This window comes from Rhizobium sp. PL01 (assembly GCF_033447125.1).
GTDB lineage: Bacteria > Pseudomonadota > Alphaproteobacteria > Rhizobiales > Rhizobiaceae > Pararhizobium.
The window spans coordinates 355577-370575 of record NZ_JAWQUM010000003.1 but is presented as its reverse complement, the minus strand read 5'-3'; the positions used below and the strand labels follow the sequence as shown (position 1 = coordinate 370575).

The window sequence follows — 14999 nt, the reverse complement described above, 5'->3', positions numbered from 1 at the left end:
AACATCTCCCCTGTCTTTAGACCAAGACACAGAAACACAAAACCCGGACCCATCCATGAAATTTCTCCGCAGGCTGTTTCTTGCAATCCTATTCGTCTATCTGCTGCCGGCACTCGCCTCGGCCGGATGGTGGTATGTCAAAGAAAGGCCGGGAAACTGGCGCGAAGCCGACTGGACGTCGGCCCATATCCTGCCGGAACCGCAGGACGATGAGGACGCGGCGATCTACATTTTCTCCGCCACAACCGGCGGCATGAAAGGGGCCGTCGCCAGCCATTCCTGGATCGTCACCAAAGGACAGGGCGACACGACCTATAACCGCTACGACAAGGTCGGCTGGGGTTCGCCAATCCGTCGCAACGGCTATCCGGCCGATGCGCGCTGGTACTCAAACACGCCGTACCTCGTCACCAGCGTCAAAGGCGATGAGGCAAGCCGGCTGATCCCGAAGGTCGAACAGGCCATCCAGTCCTATCCCTATTCGACGCCCGGCGGTTACCGGATCTGGCCGGGACCGAACTCCAACACCTTCGTCGCCCACGTGCTGCGCTCGGTGCCGGAGCTTGGCGCGGTGCTGCCACCGGATGCGGTTGGCCGCGATTACCTGCCGGAGGGCAAGCTGTTTTCGATCGATGCCGACGGAATGGACATGCACGCGACGCTCTATGGCCTGCTCGGCGTCTCGGCAGGCCTGCGCAGCGGTTTCGAGGTGCATTTCATGGGGCTGGTGGCGGGTTTTGACGTGATGCACCCGGCGATCAAGATCCCGGCGCTCGGGCGGTTCGGCGTCTGAGCATCTCACCCTTTCGCCAGGAGAGACGCCTTACAGCCATGATATCAGATTGTATTTTATTGGTTGCGCAATAATAGGTTGTTAATCATGTTGTCGCAATAGTTGTATATCAGCACATTGCGAGACAGACCATGAAAACGCGATCGACACGCCTGCTCGGAACATCCTGCCTGATGGCACTGTCCGTCTATTTTCAACCCGGAGAGGTCAGGGCTGAATCGCTGATTGATGTCTGCTCTGGCCTGAGTGTCGATGTTCCCGTGCTGAATCAAGTAGCAAATACAGCAAACGGCCTCTTGGGAGGCCTGCTTGATCCGGTGCTCAACGCCATCGTTGGCAATGTCAATGTAAACGTTGTCGATGCGCTCGGCGGCAAGAATATCGGCGCCACGGTGCGCGACAAGAACGGCAATCTGGTCACGGCACCTGGCGACTGTGGGTTGAGTGCCAAGAGTGTCGAGATCGACAGCACCAAGGGTATTTCGATTGGTGCCGGAAAAATCGACGGGCTTGGCGCGGTTGGTGGCACAGCCCCGGTTGCCAATGATGCCAATGCCATTGCAATGGGAACTGGAGCCGTGACCGGGGTCGGCGCCGAGAACGCGCTGGCGATTGGTTTGCGCGGCAGCGTCACCGCGACGGACGGCGTTGCGCTCGGCCGGGACGCGAATGTTTCCACCGCGGGCGGGATAGCGCTCGGCTCGGATTCGGTCGCCAATCGGGCCGGAATGAATGGCAGTCTCGAGGCTTTCAGCAATGTGGCCGTCGCCTCCACAAGAGGCGCGCTGTCCATCGGCTCTGCCGGTGGCGAACGCCAGATCACCAATGTCGCCGGTGGCACGGCGGATACCGATGCCGTCAATGTCCGCCAGTTGCGCGCAGTTGATGACAAGCTGGCCACGACAGAAGTGAAACTGCGCGCGGCCGACGATAGCCTGGCCGCGGCATTCGGCGGCGGCGCCTCCTTCGATAGCACGACTGGTATTTTCACAGGACCGCGCTACACGCTGCGCGGTACTGTCTATACCGATGTCGGCTCGGCGCTGGCAGGGCTTGAGGCAACCAACAGCGTGGTGACGCAATCCGGCGTCATCTCAGGCAACAACGCAGCCGGTGCGGCAGATGCGCTTGCAACGGGTGCAAATGCGCTGTCCGCGGGCTTCGGATCGACGGCATCGGGTGGGGATAGCGCGGCCTATGGCGCCGATGCGACGGCATCCGGAGACCGATCGACGGCACTTGGCGCTCATTCGGTGGCTTCGGGCAACAATGCCACGGCGGTCGGCGCGGGCGCGACCGCCACTCGCGACAATCAGGTGGCGATCGGTACCGCTTCAAGCACGTATACGATGCCGGGGATCGATTCCAACGCAAGCCGGGCGGCACAACAAGGGCCGACACGGATCGTGACCAGCGACGCATCCGGCAATCTCGCCACTTCGGATATCGATCTCGGGGGGCTTACCAATGATGTGTCTTCGTTGAAGCGGCAGACATCCGATCTTCAAAGAGAAAGCCGGCGCGGGATCGCAGCTGCCATGGCAATGGCTGCAGCGGTGACGCCGTCCGGACCGGGAAAGACGGCCTGGGCCGCCAATATGGCAACCTATCATGGGGAAGTGGCCGGAAGTTTTTCGCTGGCCCACACGCTGGACCTGACGATCCCCGTCACGCTCAATGGCGCGGTCTCGGTGTCACCGGGGACATCACCCGGCGTACGCGTCGGTCTTGCCGGAGAATTCTGACGCCGCCTTTGTGCCTCCCAAAAGCGCTCAGCAAAAAGGGCCGCACTGGGCGGCCCTCCATGAGTTTTGGCCAGGTAAGAGGCCCGGACCGTATCATCTGGTGACACGACCCGTTAGGAAGGGTGGTTCAGATCGAGGGCTGCCTCGTTCCTACCACTACAACTCCCATGCCCGTTACGAGGTTCGAAATCTCATTAGACACTGGATCACCTTCCTTTCGTTCAATTGATGATGAGATAAAGGTAATCCGATTCTTGCCGATTGCAAGAGCACTGCGTTTTAGACTTTAGAACGTCATGACGATCTTGCCGATATGATCGCCAGCTTCCATCAACCGGTGCGCCTCTGCAACCTCGGAAAACGGCACGATGGCATGCATCACCGGGGCGACGTCGCCACTTTCCAGCAGCGGCCAGACATTGTCCTCCAGATCGTCGCGGATCGATTCCTTCTCGACCGCCGTGCGCGGCCGCATGGCGGAACCCATGATGTGCAGGCGCTTGCCGAGAATGGCAGCGATATTGGCGTTTTCGACCACGGCGCCGCCGAGAAACGCAATGATCGACAGGCGGCCATCCTTGGCGAGGCTTGCTATATTGCGATCGAAATAGGGCGCGCCAACCATGTCCAGAATGACATCGACGCCGCGGCCGCCGGTTTCTTCCAGGATCACGGCCTTAAAATCTTCCTCGCGATAATTGATCGCCCGTTTTGCGCCGAGCGAAACGCAGGCATCGCATTTACCCTTGCTGCCGGCCGTAACGAACACTTCGGCACCGAAGGCGCGGGCAAGCTGGATGGCGGTGGTGCCGATGCCGCTGGAGCCGCCATGAATGAGGATCTTTTCGCCTTCGACCAGATCCGCCATCTGGAAGACATTGGCCCAGACGGTAAAAAAGGTTTCCGGAAGCGCTGCCGCACGGGCCGCGTCATAGCCCTTCGGCCAGGGCATCGCCTGCGTTGCCGGCAGGGCGCAGAATTCGGCGTAACCGCCGCCATTGGCAAGGCCGCAGACCTTGTCGCCGACGATGAAGCCTTCGGCCCCCTCGCCCATCGCAACCACTTCACCAGCCACTTCCAGCCCGAGGACCGGGCTTGCGCCCGGCGGTGGCGGATACATGCCGAGCCGCTGCAGCACGTCCGGGCGGTTGACGCCGGCCGCCTCGACACGGATCAGGACATCACCGGGCTTCAACACAGGCAGAGGCCCGCGTGCCAAAACCATCTTTTCCGGGCCGCCGGGGGACGGAAGATCGACATAGGTCATTTCGCTCGGCAGGGTCACGGTGTTCTCCTTGATGGATGCTGACCGGTTATCTAGCGTGCCGGGTGAAAACGGCAAAGCCGTTTAGACCGCTGACAAACTCTAAAACGATTATCTGGCGAGATCGGCACCCCACTCTCCGTCATCCCTGCCCTTGTGGCGGGGATCCAGCGACCCGACGTTTGTCGGGTCAAAAGGCTCTTTCAGCTCAAGGACTTGAGCTGGCTGGATTCCTGTGACGGGCACAGGAATGACGGAAGATTTGACAATCGCAAATTTCCAAAGCGACGTCCCAAATGACGAGAAAATAACTTCTTCTCCAGCCTGAACGGCACAGCCGTTGTATTTCATCGGCCACCCGCGTTGGCTCGACTCGGAATACCGGGCAGCGAACGCTGCGCTGCATAGTGGCAAAATTGCGCCGTCTACAATCGTGCAAACATTAAGTTTCTTTAATTTGAAACCGCCAAAAACCCGGCCTAGCGTCACAATCGAAACCGGGAACCGCCGGCGGTTCCCCAGCCGCGACGCGACGGGCTTCGGACGGTTTTCAGACGGTTTTCAGACGGCAGGTTCCGATGCGAGGGGCAGACCCCGGCGCAGGACCAAACAAGGACGACACCATGCGTGCTCTTCTGACCTCATTGACGATCCTTTCCGCCATTTCCCTGTCCTCCGCTGCCTTTGCGGCGAGTACCACGACCGGAACCATCCGTGCCTATGACATGAAAGCGATGACCGTAACCTTGAAAAACGGCACCAAATACATGCTGCCGGCGACATTCAAGAATCCGGGTCTCAAGGTCGGCGAGAAAGTCACGATCGCCTATGAGACGATGGGCAAGAAGCATCAGGCAACGGCGGTGACGCCCGCGATGTAGCGATACTGTTGCATGAGCGTACCCGATCGCGGTTAGACGCTTCGGGATCATGCAGAAGCGGGCTGGAACCCATGATGGGTTTCAGCCCGTTTTCGTTTCAGATTATTCGGCGGGATCAACCCTATGCGTTGCCAAACGTCTCGAAGACCAGGCCGTCATCGCTGTCCTTGGCCAGGGTCTTGATCTCGGCGATGCGGGCGCTGACGGCCTGGGCGTCAGAAAAGACAAAGCCTTCCGGCAGGATCAGCACCGCAATCGAGCAGCGCATCAGCGGAAAAACAGTGGTTTCGCCGCTGCGTCCATGGCCTGTCATGTAGCCTGCCTCGCGGTGTTCAGCCGAATAGAGCTGGCGCACGTCGCTGCGGAATTCGGAGAGAACGCGGGAGAGAACAGTCGTCACCTCCGCATGCGTCCAGCCACTGACGCCGATGAAGAAATCGTCTCCGCCGACATGGCCCAGAAACTTTTCCTCGCCGATAAAATGCCGGCGCATCAGGGCGGCAAACAGGGAGATTGCCAGATCGCCCTTCTGAAAGCCGTAGTGATCGTTGAACGGCTTGAAGCTGTCGAAATCGCAATAGCAGAAATACCGCGCTTCATCGGCATCAAGCACCGCGCCCTGCACGTAATCGCGAATGGCTCGGTTGCCCGGCAGGCCGGTGAGCGGGTTCTGTTCCTGCGCGGTCTTCAGCTGTTTTTCGCTGATGATCTTCAGGAGCGAGGCGGCTGACAGAATACCGGCATAACGCATGTTTTCGGTGAGGATGACACAGTCGCTGCCGTCCATGCCGGCAAAGATTTTCAGCATCTCGTCGGCCGGTGTCTCCACATCGGCAATCGGTGCGGGACTGACGAAATGCGAGATATGGCGCTGATAAAGATGGTTTTTCAGCAAGTCGCGGCCGAACGGATGATAGATCATCTCCTTGACGTGATACTCGTGCAGCACGCCGCGTGGCTCGCCATTGGCGTTCAGCACCGGAAAGAAGCTGCGCTGCGGCGAACGGCGGAACAGTTCGAACACCGAATCCAGATCGTCATTCTCGCGCAGCGCCGGTACCTGCTCGACCTGCTTGCGGATGAGGATGCTGTCGAGCGAGGTCGATTGACGGCGGGCACCGGCGGTCTGTTCCAGATGCGGATAGGCCGGCTGCAGGTCGGCGAGATGCACGGTCGGGCGGGCAACGAAATAACCCTGGACGAGATCGCAGCCGAGATCCCGGCAGGTGGCGAATTCCGCTTCGGTCTCGACACCTTCGGCGATCACCCGTGTTCCGAGCACATGGGCGGTGTTGACCGTGTGGCGCACCATATGGCGCTTTCGCGGGCTGGATTCGATGCCGGAGATAAAATGCCGGTCGATCTTCAGATAGTCCACCGGCTGGTCACAGAGCAGTTTCAAGCCGTTGAAGCCAACGCCGAAATCATCGATCGCCAGCTTGAAACCGGCCAGCCGAAGTTTTTTCACCAGGCCGGAAAAGTCCGGCAGCTTGCCGCTATCGAAACGCTCGGACAGTTCGAAGCAAATCGACGACGGCGGAATATTGGCGCGCTTCAGGTGGTTGCCGAGCCGCTCGACGAGATCGCCTTCCTGGCCGATCAACCGGCTATCGAAATTGACGAACAAAGTGCGTGAGGAAAAATCCGCCAGGCCGGCAAACCCGGCAAAGGCGCGGGTGTTGATCATATGCTCCAGCGCCAGAAGTTGACCTGCCTCCTCCGCCTTGTCGAGCAGTTCGATCGGCGACTTGAAGCCAAGCCGCTCGAAACCGCGCATCAGCGTTTCATAGCCGAACACAGCACCGGTCGCGATCTCGGCGATCGGCTGGAAAGCATTTTCGATCGCGAGCTTGGCCAGTGTGACGATCTGATCATCACCAAAGCGGCGCAGGGACAGCATTTCGACGGGGACGGCGGACATGCCGGGCTCCTGGAATACGAGTGGGAACAGCCGCGCCAGAATCCCCATCAAGTCTCAACGAAGTCTTGCCCCAAGATGAAGCTTTTATGAAAGATTGATGACGGCGGATCAACCTGGGAGGGTACCCGGAACAATTCGAAATCAATCTGTGAAATCAATGGTTTCATTAGGAATTCATGTTTAGCTTCGCAACCCGACGCCCGGCGGGGCGGCGGGGGTATCCGTATCGAGGGACGCTCAGAGAAACCGGATTCGTTTCAAGGTGCTAGCGGCCTTTTCCAATGCATTGAATCAGCCTTGCAGGAGTTCGTACTTCTTAGCCCTGCGCGACGGGTGTTTGCCGGCCCGCAAGCCAGCCATGGCCAGTATCGAAATTGCCAGAAAACCCAACCATTGCGGCGTCGTCCAGGCGGTGCCGAGATAGGCCAGCCCGTAGCCGAAGAACAGGCCCCCATAGGCGATGTATTGCAGGACGACAGCCCAGACGATGGGCCGCTCGAGGTGACGATGGAACGCAGCCACGAGCAGGGCTGCGCTGTTGATCAACAGCACGGCAGTGACACCATGCCAGAGCATGGAAATATAAGTCTTCAACAGGGCGGACAGGCCGGTAGCAAGCAGCGGTTCGTGAACATCCGACCCACCCGCAAACACGTGTATTCCAAAGGTTACGGACGACAGCACGCCCGCCGCAAAAATCCATTTGTTCATCATTGAGGCTCCGTTACCATACGGCAGCGTATGTATCGGCGGGACTTGATCGAGTCAATACGCTGACGTATGGAAACTCCATGCAAACAAAAACCACCCTTTCTGCTGATGACTGGATCAAGGCCGCGTTTCGCACACTGAGTGCTGGCGGTGTTCAGGCGATCAAGGCCGAAGCGATCGCGCGTGACCTTAAGGTCAGCAAGGGATCGTTCTACTGGCATTTCAAGGATGTACCTGATCTGAAGGCGCAGATGCTGGAGCATTGGTCACGCGCTGCCACCGGCGCGATTATCGCCGACATCGAGGCGGCGGGTGGTTCACCCCGCGACCGGTTGAGATTGCTGGTTGAAGAAGCCACCGGAGACCGTAGCCTGCCCTATGGCGGCATGCTCGCTGAAAGCGCCATCCGCGAATGGGGCCGCCACGATGCGGCAGCAGCCGGTGCGCTTAAAACCGTCGATACACACAGGCTTGCTTATGTCGCGGAACTATTCGGAACGGGTGGTTTCACGGCGGATCAGGGCGCAGCGAAAGCGCGCCTGCTCTATGGCGCGCTCATCGGGCTTGAAACCCTGGCGGCCGAGGGCCTTGCCGACCTGAGGGGGGATATGCTCAATCTTCTGACCGATCTCCTGGCCGACAGTTGAAGCAACAGGCGATCCGTTCCCATGTCTCGGGCGGGCCCTATCCCTTGGCAAGAACCCCGAAGGCGATGAGGGCGAGGCCCTGCATGACCAGATCGATCGCCAGGAACAGGCCGAGGATCCACAGGCTGTTGACCGGCCATCCGGCGGCGATGATGAGGCCTGCAAGCAGCGTGACCACACCGCCAACGGCGATCCATCCCCACCCGTCGAGCGGACGCAGCTTGAACCCGGTCCAGATCCGAAGCGCGCCGGCGACGAGCAATGCGATCGCCATCAAAAACGTCAGTGCGGCCGAGGCGAGCATCGGATTGAGAAAGGCGAAAACGCCCGCAACGGTGTAGCAGGCGCCACTGAGAATCCAGTAGAACACGCTTTCCCATTTCTTGACACGAAAGGCCTGCGCCAGATGCAGTATGCCGCTGATCAGCATGAGCATGCCGACATAATAGACCGACGCCACCGTTGCGGCCATGACATTGCCGAAGGCGATGCCGCCGCCCATGATCAGCGCCACGCCAAGGGCGACGAACCATCCCCATTTTTCGCGGAGGGAAGGCCTGAGTGCGATTTCGGAATTCTGAGCCATAATACAACCTTCAATTCAAAAGAATGAAAATGATGTAATCCCAGATAGAATAATAACGCTTTAACACGCGCCACTCAAACACGTATTACTCAGAAACTGCTCTAGATCTTCAGCGCCAGAAGCACCGCACCGCCGCCGACCATGCAGACGCCCAGCCAATGTGCCGGCGACAATTTTTCCCCCAGAAAGAACACGGCGGACATGGCGACGAGTACGACGCTCAGCTTGTCGACCGGCGCAACCTGTGCCGCATTCCCCATTTTCAACGCCCGGAAATAGCAGAGCCAGGACGCGCCGGTGGCAAGGCCCGACAGAACCAGAAACAACCAGCTTTTGCCCGATACCGACGCCGGCGGCTGCCAGTTTCCCGTCAGAAGCAGCATCAGGCCGATGGCAAGCAGAATGACGATCGTGCGGATGAAGGTGGCGAAATCGGAATTGACGTTCTCGATGCCGATCTTGGCGAAGATGGCGGTGAGTGCTGCAAACGCTGCGGACAACAGCGCCCATGCCTGCCATGAGGAGAACAGATATTTCATAGACATGATCCTCTTGCATTGCCGCTCGGCGCAGCCGCCAGCAGTTGAAACCGGGAGCCGTTTCAATGGCAAGAAAATCCTTGGTCAGAGCGTCGATTTTTTATTGATTGATGGATCAATCAAAAATACACTGGCAGCAACCAAAGGACAAACGATGCCGAAAGTCGGAATGGAACCGGTGCGCCGCAAGGCGCTTGTGGATGCCGCGCTGCATGTGATCGGCGATCAGGGCACGCTGTCGGTCACCATGTCCGACATTGCCCGTCAGGCGGGCGTCTCGGCGGCATTGGCCCACCACTATTTCGGCAGCAAGGAACAGTTGCTGGTCGAGACGGTGCGTTCCCTTCTAAGGCAGCTGCGCAACGATACCGTGACGGCGCTTAAGAGCGCCGCGACGCCCCGTGAACGGCTGTCAGCGATTGTGCGGGTCAGTTTCCAGGCCGACCAGTTCGCGCCAGAAACCATCGCGGCGTGGCTGGCCTTCTACTCCGAGGCGCAGCGATCCGAAGAGACGCGGCGGTTTCTGGTCATCTATGCGCGCCGTCTGCATTCCAATCTTGTCGCAAATCTGAAAGCGCTCTGTGTCGCAGATGATGCGCAGCGCATCGCAGAGGGCACGGCAGCGATGATCGACGGGCTTTATATTCGCCGGGCGCTCGGCTCCTCGCCGGTGACGGCAGAAGCATCGATCGCGCTGACCGACGACTATATCACGCTTAATCTCCATGCCTGCCAACTACAGGAAGATGCCGCATGACCACGGGACGGCCGAACATTCTCATCATCATGGTCGACCAGCTGAACGGAAAGTTCTTTCCGGACGGCCCGGCGGAATTCCTGCACGCGCCGCACATGAGGGCCTTGGCCAAGCGCTCGGCGCGCTTCCGCAACAACTATACGTCCTCGCCGCTTTGTGCCCCTGCCCGCGCCTCGCTGATGGCCGGACAATTGCCGAGCCGCACGCAGGTCTACGACAATGCCGCCGAATATGCCTCGTCGATCCCGACCTATGCGCACCACCTGCGCCGCGCCGGCTATTACACCGCGCTATCGGGCAAGATGCATTTCGTCGGGCCTGACCAGCTGCATGGCTTTGAGGAACGGCTGACGACGGATATCTATCCCGCCGATTTCGGCTGGACGCCGGATTACCGCAAGCCCGGCGAGCGGATCGACTGGTGGTATCACAATCTCGGCTCCGTCACCGGTGCCGGTACGGCCGAGATCACCAATCAGATGGAATATGACGACGAAGTCGCCTTCCTCGCCAACCAGAAACTTTATCACTTGTCTCGCGAGCATGGTGATGCCGCGCGCCGGCCGTGGGCGCTGACGGTCTCGTTTACGCATCCGCACGACCCCTATGTGGCGCGGCGGAAATTCTGGGATCTCTACAATGATTGCGACCAGCTTCTGCCCGAGATTGGCGAGATCGCGCTTGCAGAACAGGATCCGCATTCGCAGCGGCTGATGCACGCCTGCGACTACCAGAAATTCGCGATTACCGAAGACAATGTCCGCCGGTCGCGGCAGGCCTATTTCGCCAATATTTCCTATCTCGACGAGAAGGTCGGCGAACTCGTCGATACCCTGACCCGCACCCGGATGCTCGACGACACGCTGATTCTGTTCTGCTCGGATCATGGCGACATGCTCGGCGAGCGCGGCCTCTGGTTCAAGATGAACTTCTTCGAGGGCTCGGCCCGCGTGCCGTTGATGGTCGCCGGTCCAGGCATCACGCCCGGCCTGCATCTGGCGCCGACCTCCAATCTCGACCTGACGCCGACGCTCTGCGATCTCGCCGGGATCTCGATGGACGACATCATGCCCTGGACCGACGGCGAAAGCCTGGTTCCGGTCATCAACGGTGAGGAGCGCATCGCCCCGGTGCTGATGGAATATGCCGCTGAAGGTTCCTATGCGCCGCTGGTCGGCATCCGCGAAGGCAAGTGGAAATATATCCATTGCCCGCTTGATCCGGACCAACTCTACGATCTTGATGCCGACCCGCTGGAACTGACCAACCTTGCCGGGGTTGCCGCCCATGCGCCGACATTGCGCGCGTTCCAGGCGATGCGCGACAGCCGCTGGGACATGGAAGCCTTCGATTCCGCCGTGCGCGAAAGCCAGGCACGGCGCTGGGTCGTCTACGAGGCGCTGAGGAACGGCGCCTATTATCCCTGGGATCACCAGCCGCTGCAAAAGGCTTCCGAGCGCTACATGCGCAACCACATGAATCTCGACAATCTCGAAGAATCCAAACGCTTTCCGCGAGGGGAATGACATGAAAGCCCAACCGCCAGCCTCCCACTTCATCGACGGCGAATATGTCGAGGATATCGCAGGCGCTGCCTTCGACAGCATCTATCCGGCGACCGGCGAAGTCATCGCCCGGCTGCATGCCGCCACGCCCGCCATCGTCGACAAGGCGATCGCATCCGCCAAGCGCGCTCAAGGGCAATGGGCAGCAATGAGCCCGACCGCACGCGGCCGTATCCTCAAGCGCGCCGCCGACATCATGCGCGAGCGTAACCGCGAACTGTCGGAGCTTGAAACGCTCGACACCGGCAAGCCGATCCAGGAAACCATCGTCGCCGATCCGACCTCCGGTGCAGACGCGTTCGAGTTCTTCGGCGGCGTCGCAGCGGCGGCTCTCAACGGCGACTACATTCCGCTCGGCGGCGACTTTGCCTTTACAAAGCGCGTACCGCTCGGCGTCTGCGTCGGCATCGGTGCCTGGAACTATCCGCAACAGATCGCCTGCTGGAAGGGTGCGCCGGCCCTGATCGCTGGCAATGCCATGGTGTTCAAGCCATCCGAAAACACCCCGCTCGGCGCGCTGAAGATCGCCGAGATCCTCTTCGAAGCCGGCCTGCCAAAGGGGCTATACAATGTTATCCAGGGCGACCGGACGACCGGGCCGCTCTTGGTCAACCACAAGGACGTCGCCAAGGTGTCGCTGACCGGTTCGGTCGAGACCGGCCGCAAGGTGGCGGGTGCTGCAGCATCCAGCCTCAAGCACGTAACGATGGAACTCGGCGGCAAGTCGCCGCTGATCGTCTTCGACGATGCCGATCTCGAAAGCGCCATCGGCGGCGCCATGCTCGGCAATTTCTATTCGACGGGACAGGTCTGCTCGAACGGCACCCGCGTCTTCGTGCAGAAGGGCATCAAGGACAAGTTCCTGTCGCGCCTCAAGGAGCGCACCGAAAAGATCATCATCGGCGATCCGATGGTTGAAGAAACCCAGCTCGGCCCGATGGTCTCGCGCGCCCAGCTCGACAAGGTGTTTGCCTATATCGAGAAGGGCAAAGCCGAGGGGGCGACGCTTTTGACCGGCGGCGGCATCCCGAACGACGTATCGACTGAAGGCACCTATATCCAGCCGACCGTGTTTGCCGATGTCACCGACGAGATGACCATCGCCCGCGAGGAAATCTTCGGCCCGGTCATGTGCGTGCTTGATTTCGACAGCGAAGACGATGTGATCGCCCGCGCCAATGGCACGGAATTCGGCCTCTCGGCCGGCGTCTTCACCTCCGACCTTACCCGCGCCCACCGCGTGGTGGACCGGCTTGAGGCCGGAACCCTGTGGATCAACACCTATAATCTGGCGCCTGTGGAAGTGCCGTTCGGCGGATCGAAACAGTCCGGTTTCGGGCGGGAAAATTCGCTGGCCGCGCTCAATCACTACACAGAGCTGAAGAGCGTCTATGTAGCGATGTCGCCGGTGCAGTCACCGTATTGAGAAGCGCGAGTTAGCGGCCGATCTCCCCCCTTGAGGGGGAGATGTCCCGGAGGGACAGAGGGGGTAATTCTCCTCACATTCCGGGCTGGCCTACCCCCCTCTGTCGGCGACGCCGACATCTCCCCCTCAAGGGGGGAGATCACCGACACGCCGAACGCACCAGCACATTCAAGAGGGCACCATGCAAAGCGCAGATTTCGTCATCATCGGTTCGGGCTCCGCAGGCTCCGCACTCGCCTATCGCCTGTCCGAGGACGGCAAGAATACCGTACTGGTGCTGGAATTCGGCGGCAGCGATTTCGGGCCGTTTATCCAGATGCCGGCGGCACTCGCATGGCCGATGAGTATGAGCCGCTACAATTGGGGTTATCTGTCCGAGCCTGAGCCGCATCTCAACAACCGGCGCATCACAGCACCGCGCGGCAAGGTGATTGGCGGGTCGTCGTCGATCAACGGCATGGTCTATGTGCGCGGCTCGATGGAGGACTATAACGAGTGGGAAGAGCTTGGCGCCCGCGGCTGGGGCTACGCGGACGTGCTGCCCTATTTCAAGCGGATGGAACATTCGCATGGCGGCGAAGAGGGCTGGCGCGGCACTGACGGGCCGCTGCATGTCCGGCGCGGACCGAACACGAACCCGTTGTTCCATGCCTTCGTCGAGGCCGGAAAACAGGCCGGCTTCGAACTGACGGACGACTATAACGGCTCCAAGCAGGAAGGCTTTGGCCTGATGGAGCAGACGGTCCACAACGGCAAGCGCTGGTCTGCGGCATCCGCCTACCTCAAACCTGCGCTGAAGCGGCCGAATGTCGAGCTCATCCGCTGTTACGCCCGCAAGATCGTCATCGAGAATGGCCGGGCTGTCGGTGTCGAGATCGAGCGTGGCGGAAAGATCGAAGTGGTGAAGGCCAACCGCGAAGTGATCGTCTCGGCCTCCTCGTTCAACTCGCCCAAATTGCTGATGCTCTCCGGCATTGGGCCAGGCGCGCATCTGAAGGAGATGGGCATCGAGGTGAAGGCCGACCGGCCGGGCGTCGGCGCCAACCTTCAGGACCATATGGAGTTCTATTTCCAGCAGGTTTCGACCAAGCCGGTGTCGCTCTATTCCTGGCTGCCCTGGTTCTGGCAAGGGGTAGCGGGCGCGCAATGGATGTTCACCAAATCGGGCCTTGGCACGTCCAACCAGTTCGAGGCCTGCGCCTTTCTGCGCTCGGCTCCCGGCGTCAAGCAGCCGGATATCCAGTATCATTTCCTGCCGGTCGCCATTTCCTATGACGGCAAGGCGGCGGCCAAGAGCCATGGCTTCCAGGTGCATGTCGGCTACAACCATTCGAAGTCGCGCGGTTCGGTCACCCTGCGTTCGCCAGACGTGAAGGCCGATCCGGTCATCCAGTTCAACTATATGAGCCACCCGGAAGACTGGGAGAAGTTTCGGCACTGCGTCCGCCTCACCCGCGAAATCTTCGGCCAGCAGGCGTTCGACCAGTATCGCGGCCCGGAAATCCAGCCGGGCGAGACTGTCACGACCGATGACCAGATCGATGCCTTCCTGCGCGAGCATCTGGAAAGCGCCTACCACCCCTGCGGCACCTGCCGGATGGGCGATGCCCGCGACCCGATGGCGGTGGTCGACCCGGAAACCCGGGTGATCGGCGTCGATGGGTTGCGCGTGGCCGACAGTTCGATCTTCCCGCATGTGACCTATGGCAACCTCAACGGCCCCTCGATCATGACCGGCGAGAAGGCCGCAGATCATATTCTCGGAAAGCAGCCCCTGCCCCGCTCGAACCAGGAACCGTGGATCAACCCGCGCTGGGAGACCAGCGACCGGTAAAGTCTGGCGCCGGGAAGATTGCTGCCCGGCGACCGCAAACCCGTGTTGGCTTTCCAACCGGTAGATGCGCTGAGGCAGGGCGGCCCTGATACCCGCGCTTTTCCCGCGCCACTGACCGGTTTTGCGCAAATTGCGATTTTCTGCCTAGTAAACGTGCACTAAACCTAAAATACAACTTATAATTTAATAATTTTTAATCTTCAATTGATAATTTTGATGACAGAGCGGACATTTGGCGGCGGCCCATGATGGGACATCGCCCTCTGTTTCCGGTGTCCCGCCCGATCGTCATAACCCCTTGCCAAGGCCCATCCTTGTCGACTGTCGGCG

General features: G+C 60.1%; 14 protein-coding genes. 8 read left to right on the top strand and 6 right to left on the bottom strand.

Annotation, left to right across the window (positions count from 1 at the left end; all coding sequences use genetic code 11):
• Positions 1–55: 55 nt before the first annotated feature.
• Both R6X40_RS09550 and R6X40_RS09545 read left to right on the top strand, forming a co-directional pair.
• Positions 56–793 (top strand): DUF3750 domain-containing protein, encoded by a 738-nt coding sequence (locus R6X40_RS09550; RefSeq protein ID WP_318412947.1) that lies wholly within the window; start codon positions 56–58, stop codon positions 791–793.
• A 131-nt stretch (positions 794–924) separates the two neighbouring features.
• A complete protein-coding gene (locus R6X40_RS09545) occupies positions 925–2538 on the top strand; it encodes a hypothetical protein (RefSeq protein WP_318412945.1) in 1614 nt (537 codons plus the stop codon).
• 286 nt (positions 2539–2824) lie between these two features.
• Here the strand turns inward: R6X40_RS09545 and R6X40_RS09540 are convergent, their stop codons facing one another.
• Together R6X40_RS09540 and R6X40_RS09535 are read right to left on the bottom strand one after the other, a co-directional pair.
• Positions 2825–3823, bottom strand: a complete 999-nt coding sequence (locus R6X40_RS09540; RefSeq protein WP_318412943.1) for an NAD(P)H-quinone oxidoreductase — start codon at positions 3821–3823, stop codon at positions 2825–2827.
• A gap of 90 nt (positions 3824–3913) precedes the next feature.
• The gene (locus R6X40_RS09535) at positions 3914–4153 is read right to left on the bottom strand and encodes a hypothetical protein (RefSeq protein ID WP_318412942.1); all 240 of its coding nucleotides are present in this window, start codon (positions 4151–4153) and stop codon (positions 3914–3916) included.
• Positions 4154–4425: 272 nt separating this feature from the next.
• Between R6X40_RS09535 and R6X40_RS09530 the strand changes: the two genes are divergently transcribed.
• The gene (locus R6X40_RS09530; protein WP_318412940.1) at positions 4426–4683 is read left to right on the top strand and encodes a DUF1344 domain-containing protein; all 258 of its coding nucleotides are present in this window, start codon (positions 4426–4428) and stop codon (positions 4681–4683) included.
• A 121-nt stretch (positions 4684–4804) separates the two neighbouring features.
• Here the strand turns inward: R6X40_RS09530 and R6X40_RS09525 are convergent, their stop codons facing one another.
• Positions 4805–6604, bottom strand: coding sequence for a GGDEF domain-containing protein (locus tag R6X40_RS09525; protein ID WP_318412939.1), 1800 nt, complete (start codon positions 6602–6604; stop codon positions 4805–4807).
• 291 nt (positions 6605–6895) lie between these two features.
• Positions 6896–7318 carry a hypothetical protein gene (locus tag R6X40_RS09520; protein ID WP_318412938.1) on the bottom strand — a complete coding sequence of 141 codons (423 nt, stop codon included), beginning with the start codon at positions 7316–7318 and terminating at the stop codon, positions 6896–6898.
• Between the two features lie 77 nt (positions 7319–7395).
• Here R6X40_RS09520 and R6X40_RS09515 point away from each other — a divergent pair, with 77 nt between their 5' ends.
• Entirely contained in the window at positions 7396–7962 is a 567-nt protein-coding gene (locus R6X40_RS09515; RefSeq protein WP_318412936.1) for a TetR/AcrR family transcriptional regulator, read from the top strand.
• A 37-nt stretch (positions 7963–7999) separates the two neighbouring features.
• Here R6X40_RS09515 and R6X40_RS09510 read toward each other — a convergent pair whose 3' ends face one another.
• On the bottom strand, positions 8000–8548 hold the full coding sequence (locus tag R6X40_RS09510) for an HdeD family acid-resistance protein (protein ID WP_318412935.1): 549 nt from the start codon (positions 8546–8548) through the stop codon (positions 8000–8002).
• Between the two features lie 101 nt (positions 8549–8649).
• Positions 8650–9087: an EamA family transporter gene (locus tag R6X40_RS09505; protein WP_318412933.1), complete on the bottom strand. Its 438-nt coding sequence runs from the start codon at positions 9085–9087 to the stop codon at positions 8650–8652.
• Between the two features lie 154 nt (positions 9088–9241).
• Between R6X40_RS09505 and betI the strand changes: the two genes are divergently transcribed.
• The 4 genes from betI (at position 9242) to betA (ending at position 14669) form a co-directional block, all read left to right on the top strand.
• Positions 9242–9844 (top strand): transcriptional regulator BetI, encoded by a 603-nt coding sequence (gene betI / locus R6X40_RS09500; protein WP_318412932.1) that lies wholly within the window; start codon positions 9242–9244, stop codon positions 9842–9844.
• Positions 9841–11370 (top strand): choline-sulfatase, encoded by a 1530-nt coding sequence (gene betC / locus R6X40_RS09495; protein WP_318412930.1) that lies wholly within the window; start codon positions 9841–9843, stop codon positions 11368–11370. The genes betI and betC overlap by 4 nt, the downstream gene beginning before the upstream one ends.
• A gap of 1 nt (position 11371) precedes the next feature.
• Positions 11372–12835: a betaine-aldehyde dehydrogenase gene (gene betB, locus R6X40_RS09490; RefSeq protein WP_318412929.1), complete on the top strand. Its 1464-nt coding sequence runs from the start codon at positions 11372–11374 to the stop codon at positions 12833–12835.
• A gap of 181 nt (positions 12836–13016) precedes the next feature.
• The gene (gene betA / locus R6X40_RS09485) at positions 13017–14669 is read left to right on the top strand and encodes a choline dehydrogenase (RefSeq protein WP_318412927.1); all 1653 of its coding nucleotides are present in this window, start codon (positions 13017–13019) and stop codon (positions 14667–14669) included.
• Positions 14670–14999: the final 330 nt, after the last annotated feature.

What these genes read in the sequence shown, in the direction of transcription:
- R6X40_RS09550 (WP_318412947.1), top strand. Translation starts at nt 56, where the DNA reads ATGAAATTTCTCCGCAGGCTGTTTCTTGCAATCCTATTCGTCTATCTG.
- R6X40_RS09545 (WP_318412945.1), top strand. Translation starts at nt 925, where the DNA reads ATGAAAACGCGATCGACACGCCTGCTCGGAACATCCTGCCTGATGGCA.
- R6X40_RS09535 (WP_318412942.1), bottom strand. Translation starts at nt 4,153, where the DNA reads ATGAAATACAACGGCTGTGCCGTTCAGGCTGGAGAAGAAGTTATTTTC.
- R6X40_RS09530 (WP_318412940.1), top strand. Translation starts at nt 4,426, where the DNA reads ATGCGTGCTCTTCTGACCTCATTGACGATCCTTTCCGCCATTTCCCTG.
- R6X40_RS09525 (WP_318412939.1), bottom strand. Translation starts at nt 6,604, where the DNA reads ATGTCCGCCGTCCCCGTCGAAATGCTGTCCCTGCGCCGCTTTGGTGAT.
- R6X40_RS09520 (WP_318412938.1), bottom strand. Translation starts at nt 7,318, where the DNA reads ATGATGAACAAATGGATTTTTGCGGCGGGCGTGCTGTCGTCCGTAACC.
- R6X40_RS09515 (WP_318412936.1), top strand. Translation starts at nt 7,396, where the DNA reads ATGCAAACAAAAACCACCCTTTCTGCTGATGACTGGATCAAGGCCGCG.
- R6X40_RS09510 (WP_318412935.1), bottom strand. Translation starts at nt 8,548, where the DNA reads ATGGCTCAGAATTCCGAAATCGCACTCAGGCCTTCCCTCCGCGAAAAA.
- R6X40_RS09505 (WP_318412933.1), bottom strand. Translation starts at nt 9,087, where the DNA reads ATGAAATATCTGTTCTCCTCATGGCAGGCATGGGCGCTGTTGTCCGCA.
- betI (WP_318412932.1), top strand. Translation starts at nt 9,242, where the DNA reads ATGCCGAAAGTCGGAATGGAACCGGTGCGCCGCAAGGCGCTTGTGGAT.
- betC (WP_318412930.1), top strand. Translation starts at nt 9,841, where the DNA reads ATGACCACGGGACGGCCGAACATTCTCATCATCATGGTCGACCAGCTG.
- betB (WP_318412929.1), top strand. Translation starts at nt 11,372, where the DNA reads ATGAAAGCCCAACCGCCAGCCTCCCACTTCATCGACGGCGAATATGTC.
- betA (WP_318412927.1), top strand. Translation starts at nt 13,017, where the DNA reads ATGCAAAGCGCAGATTTCGTCATCATCGGTTCGGGCTCCGCAGGCTCC.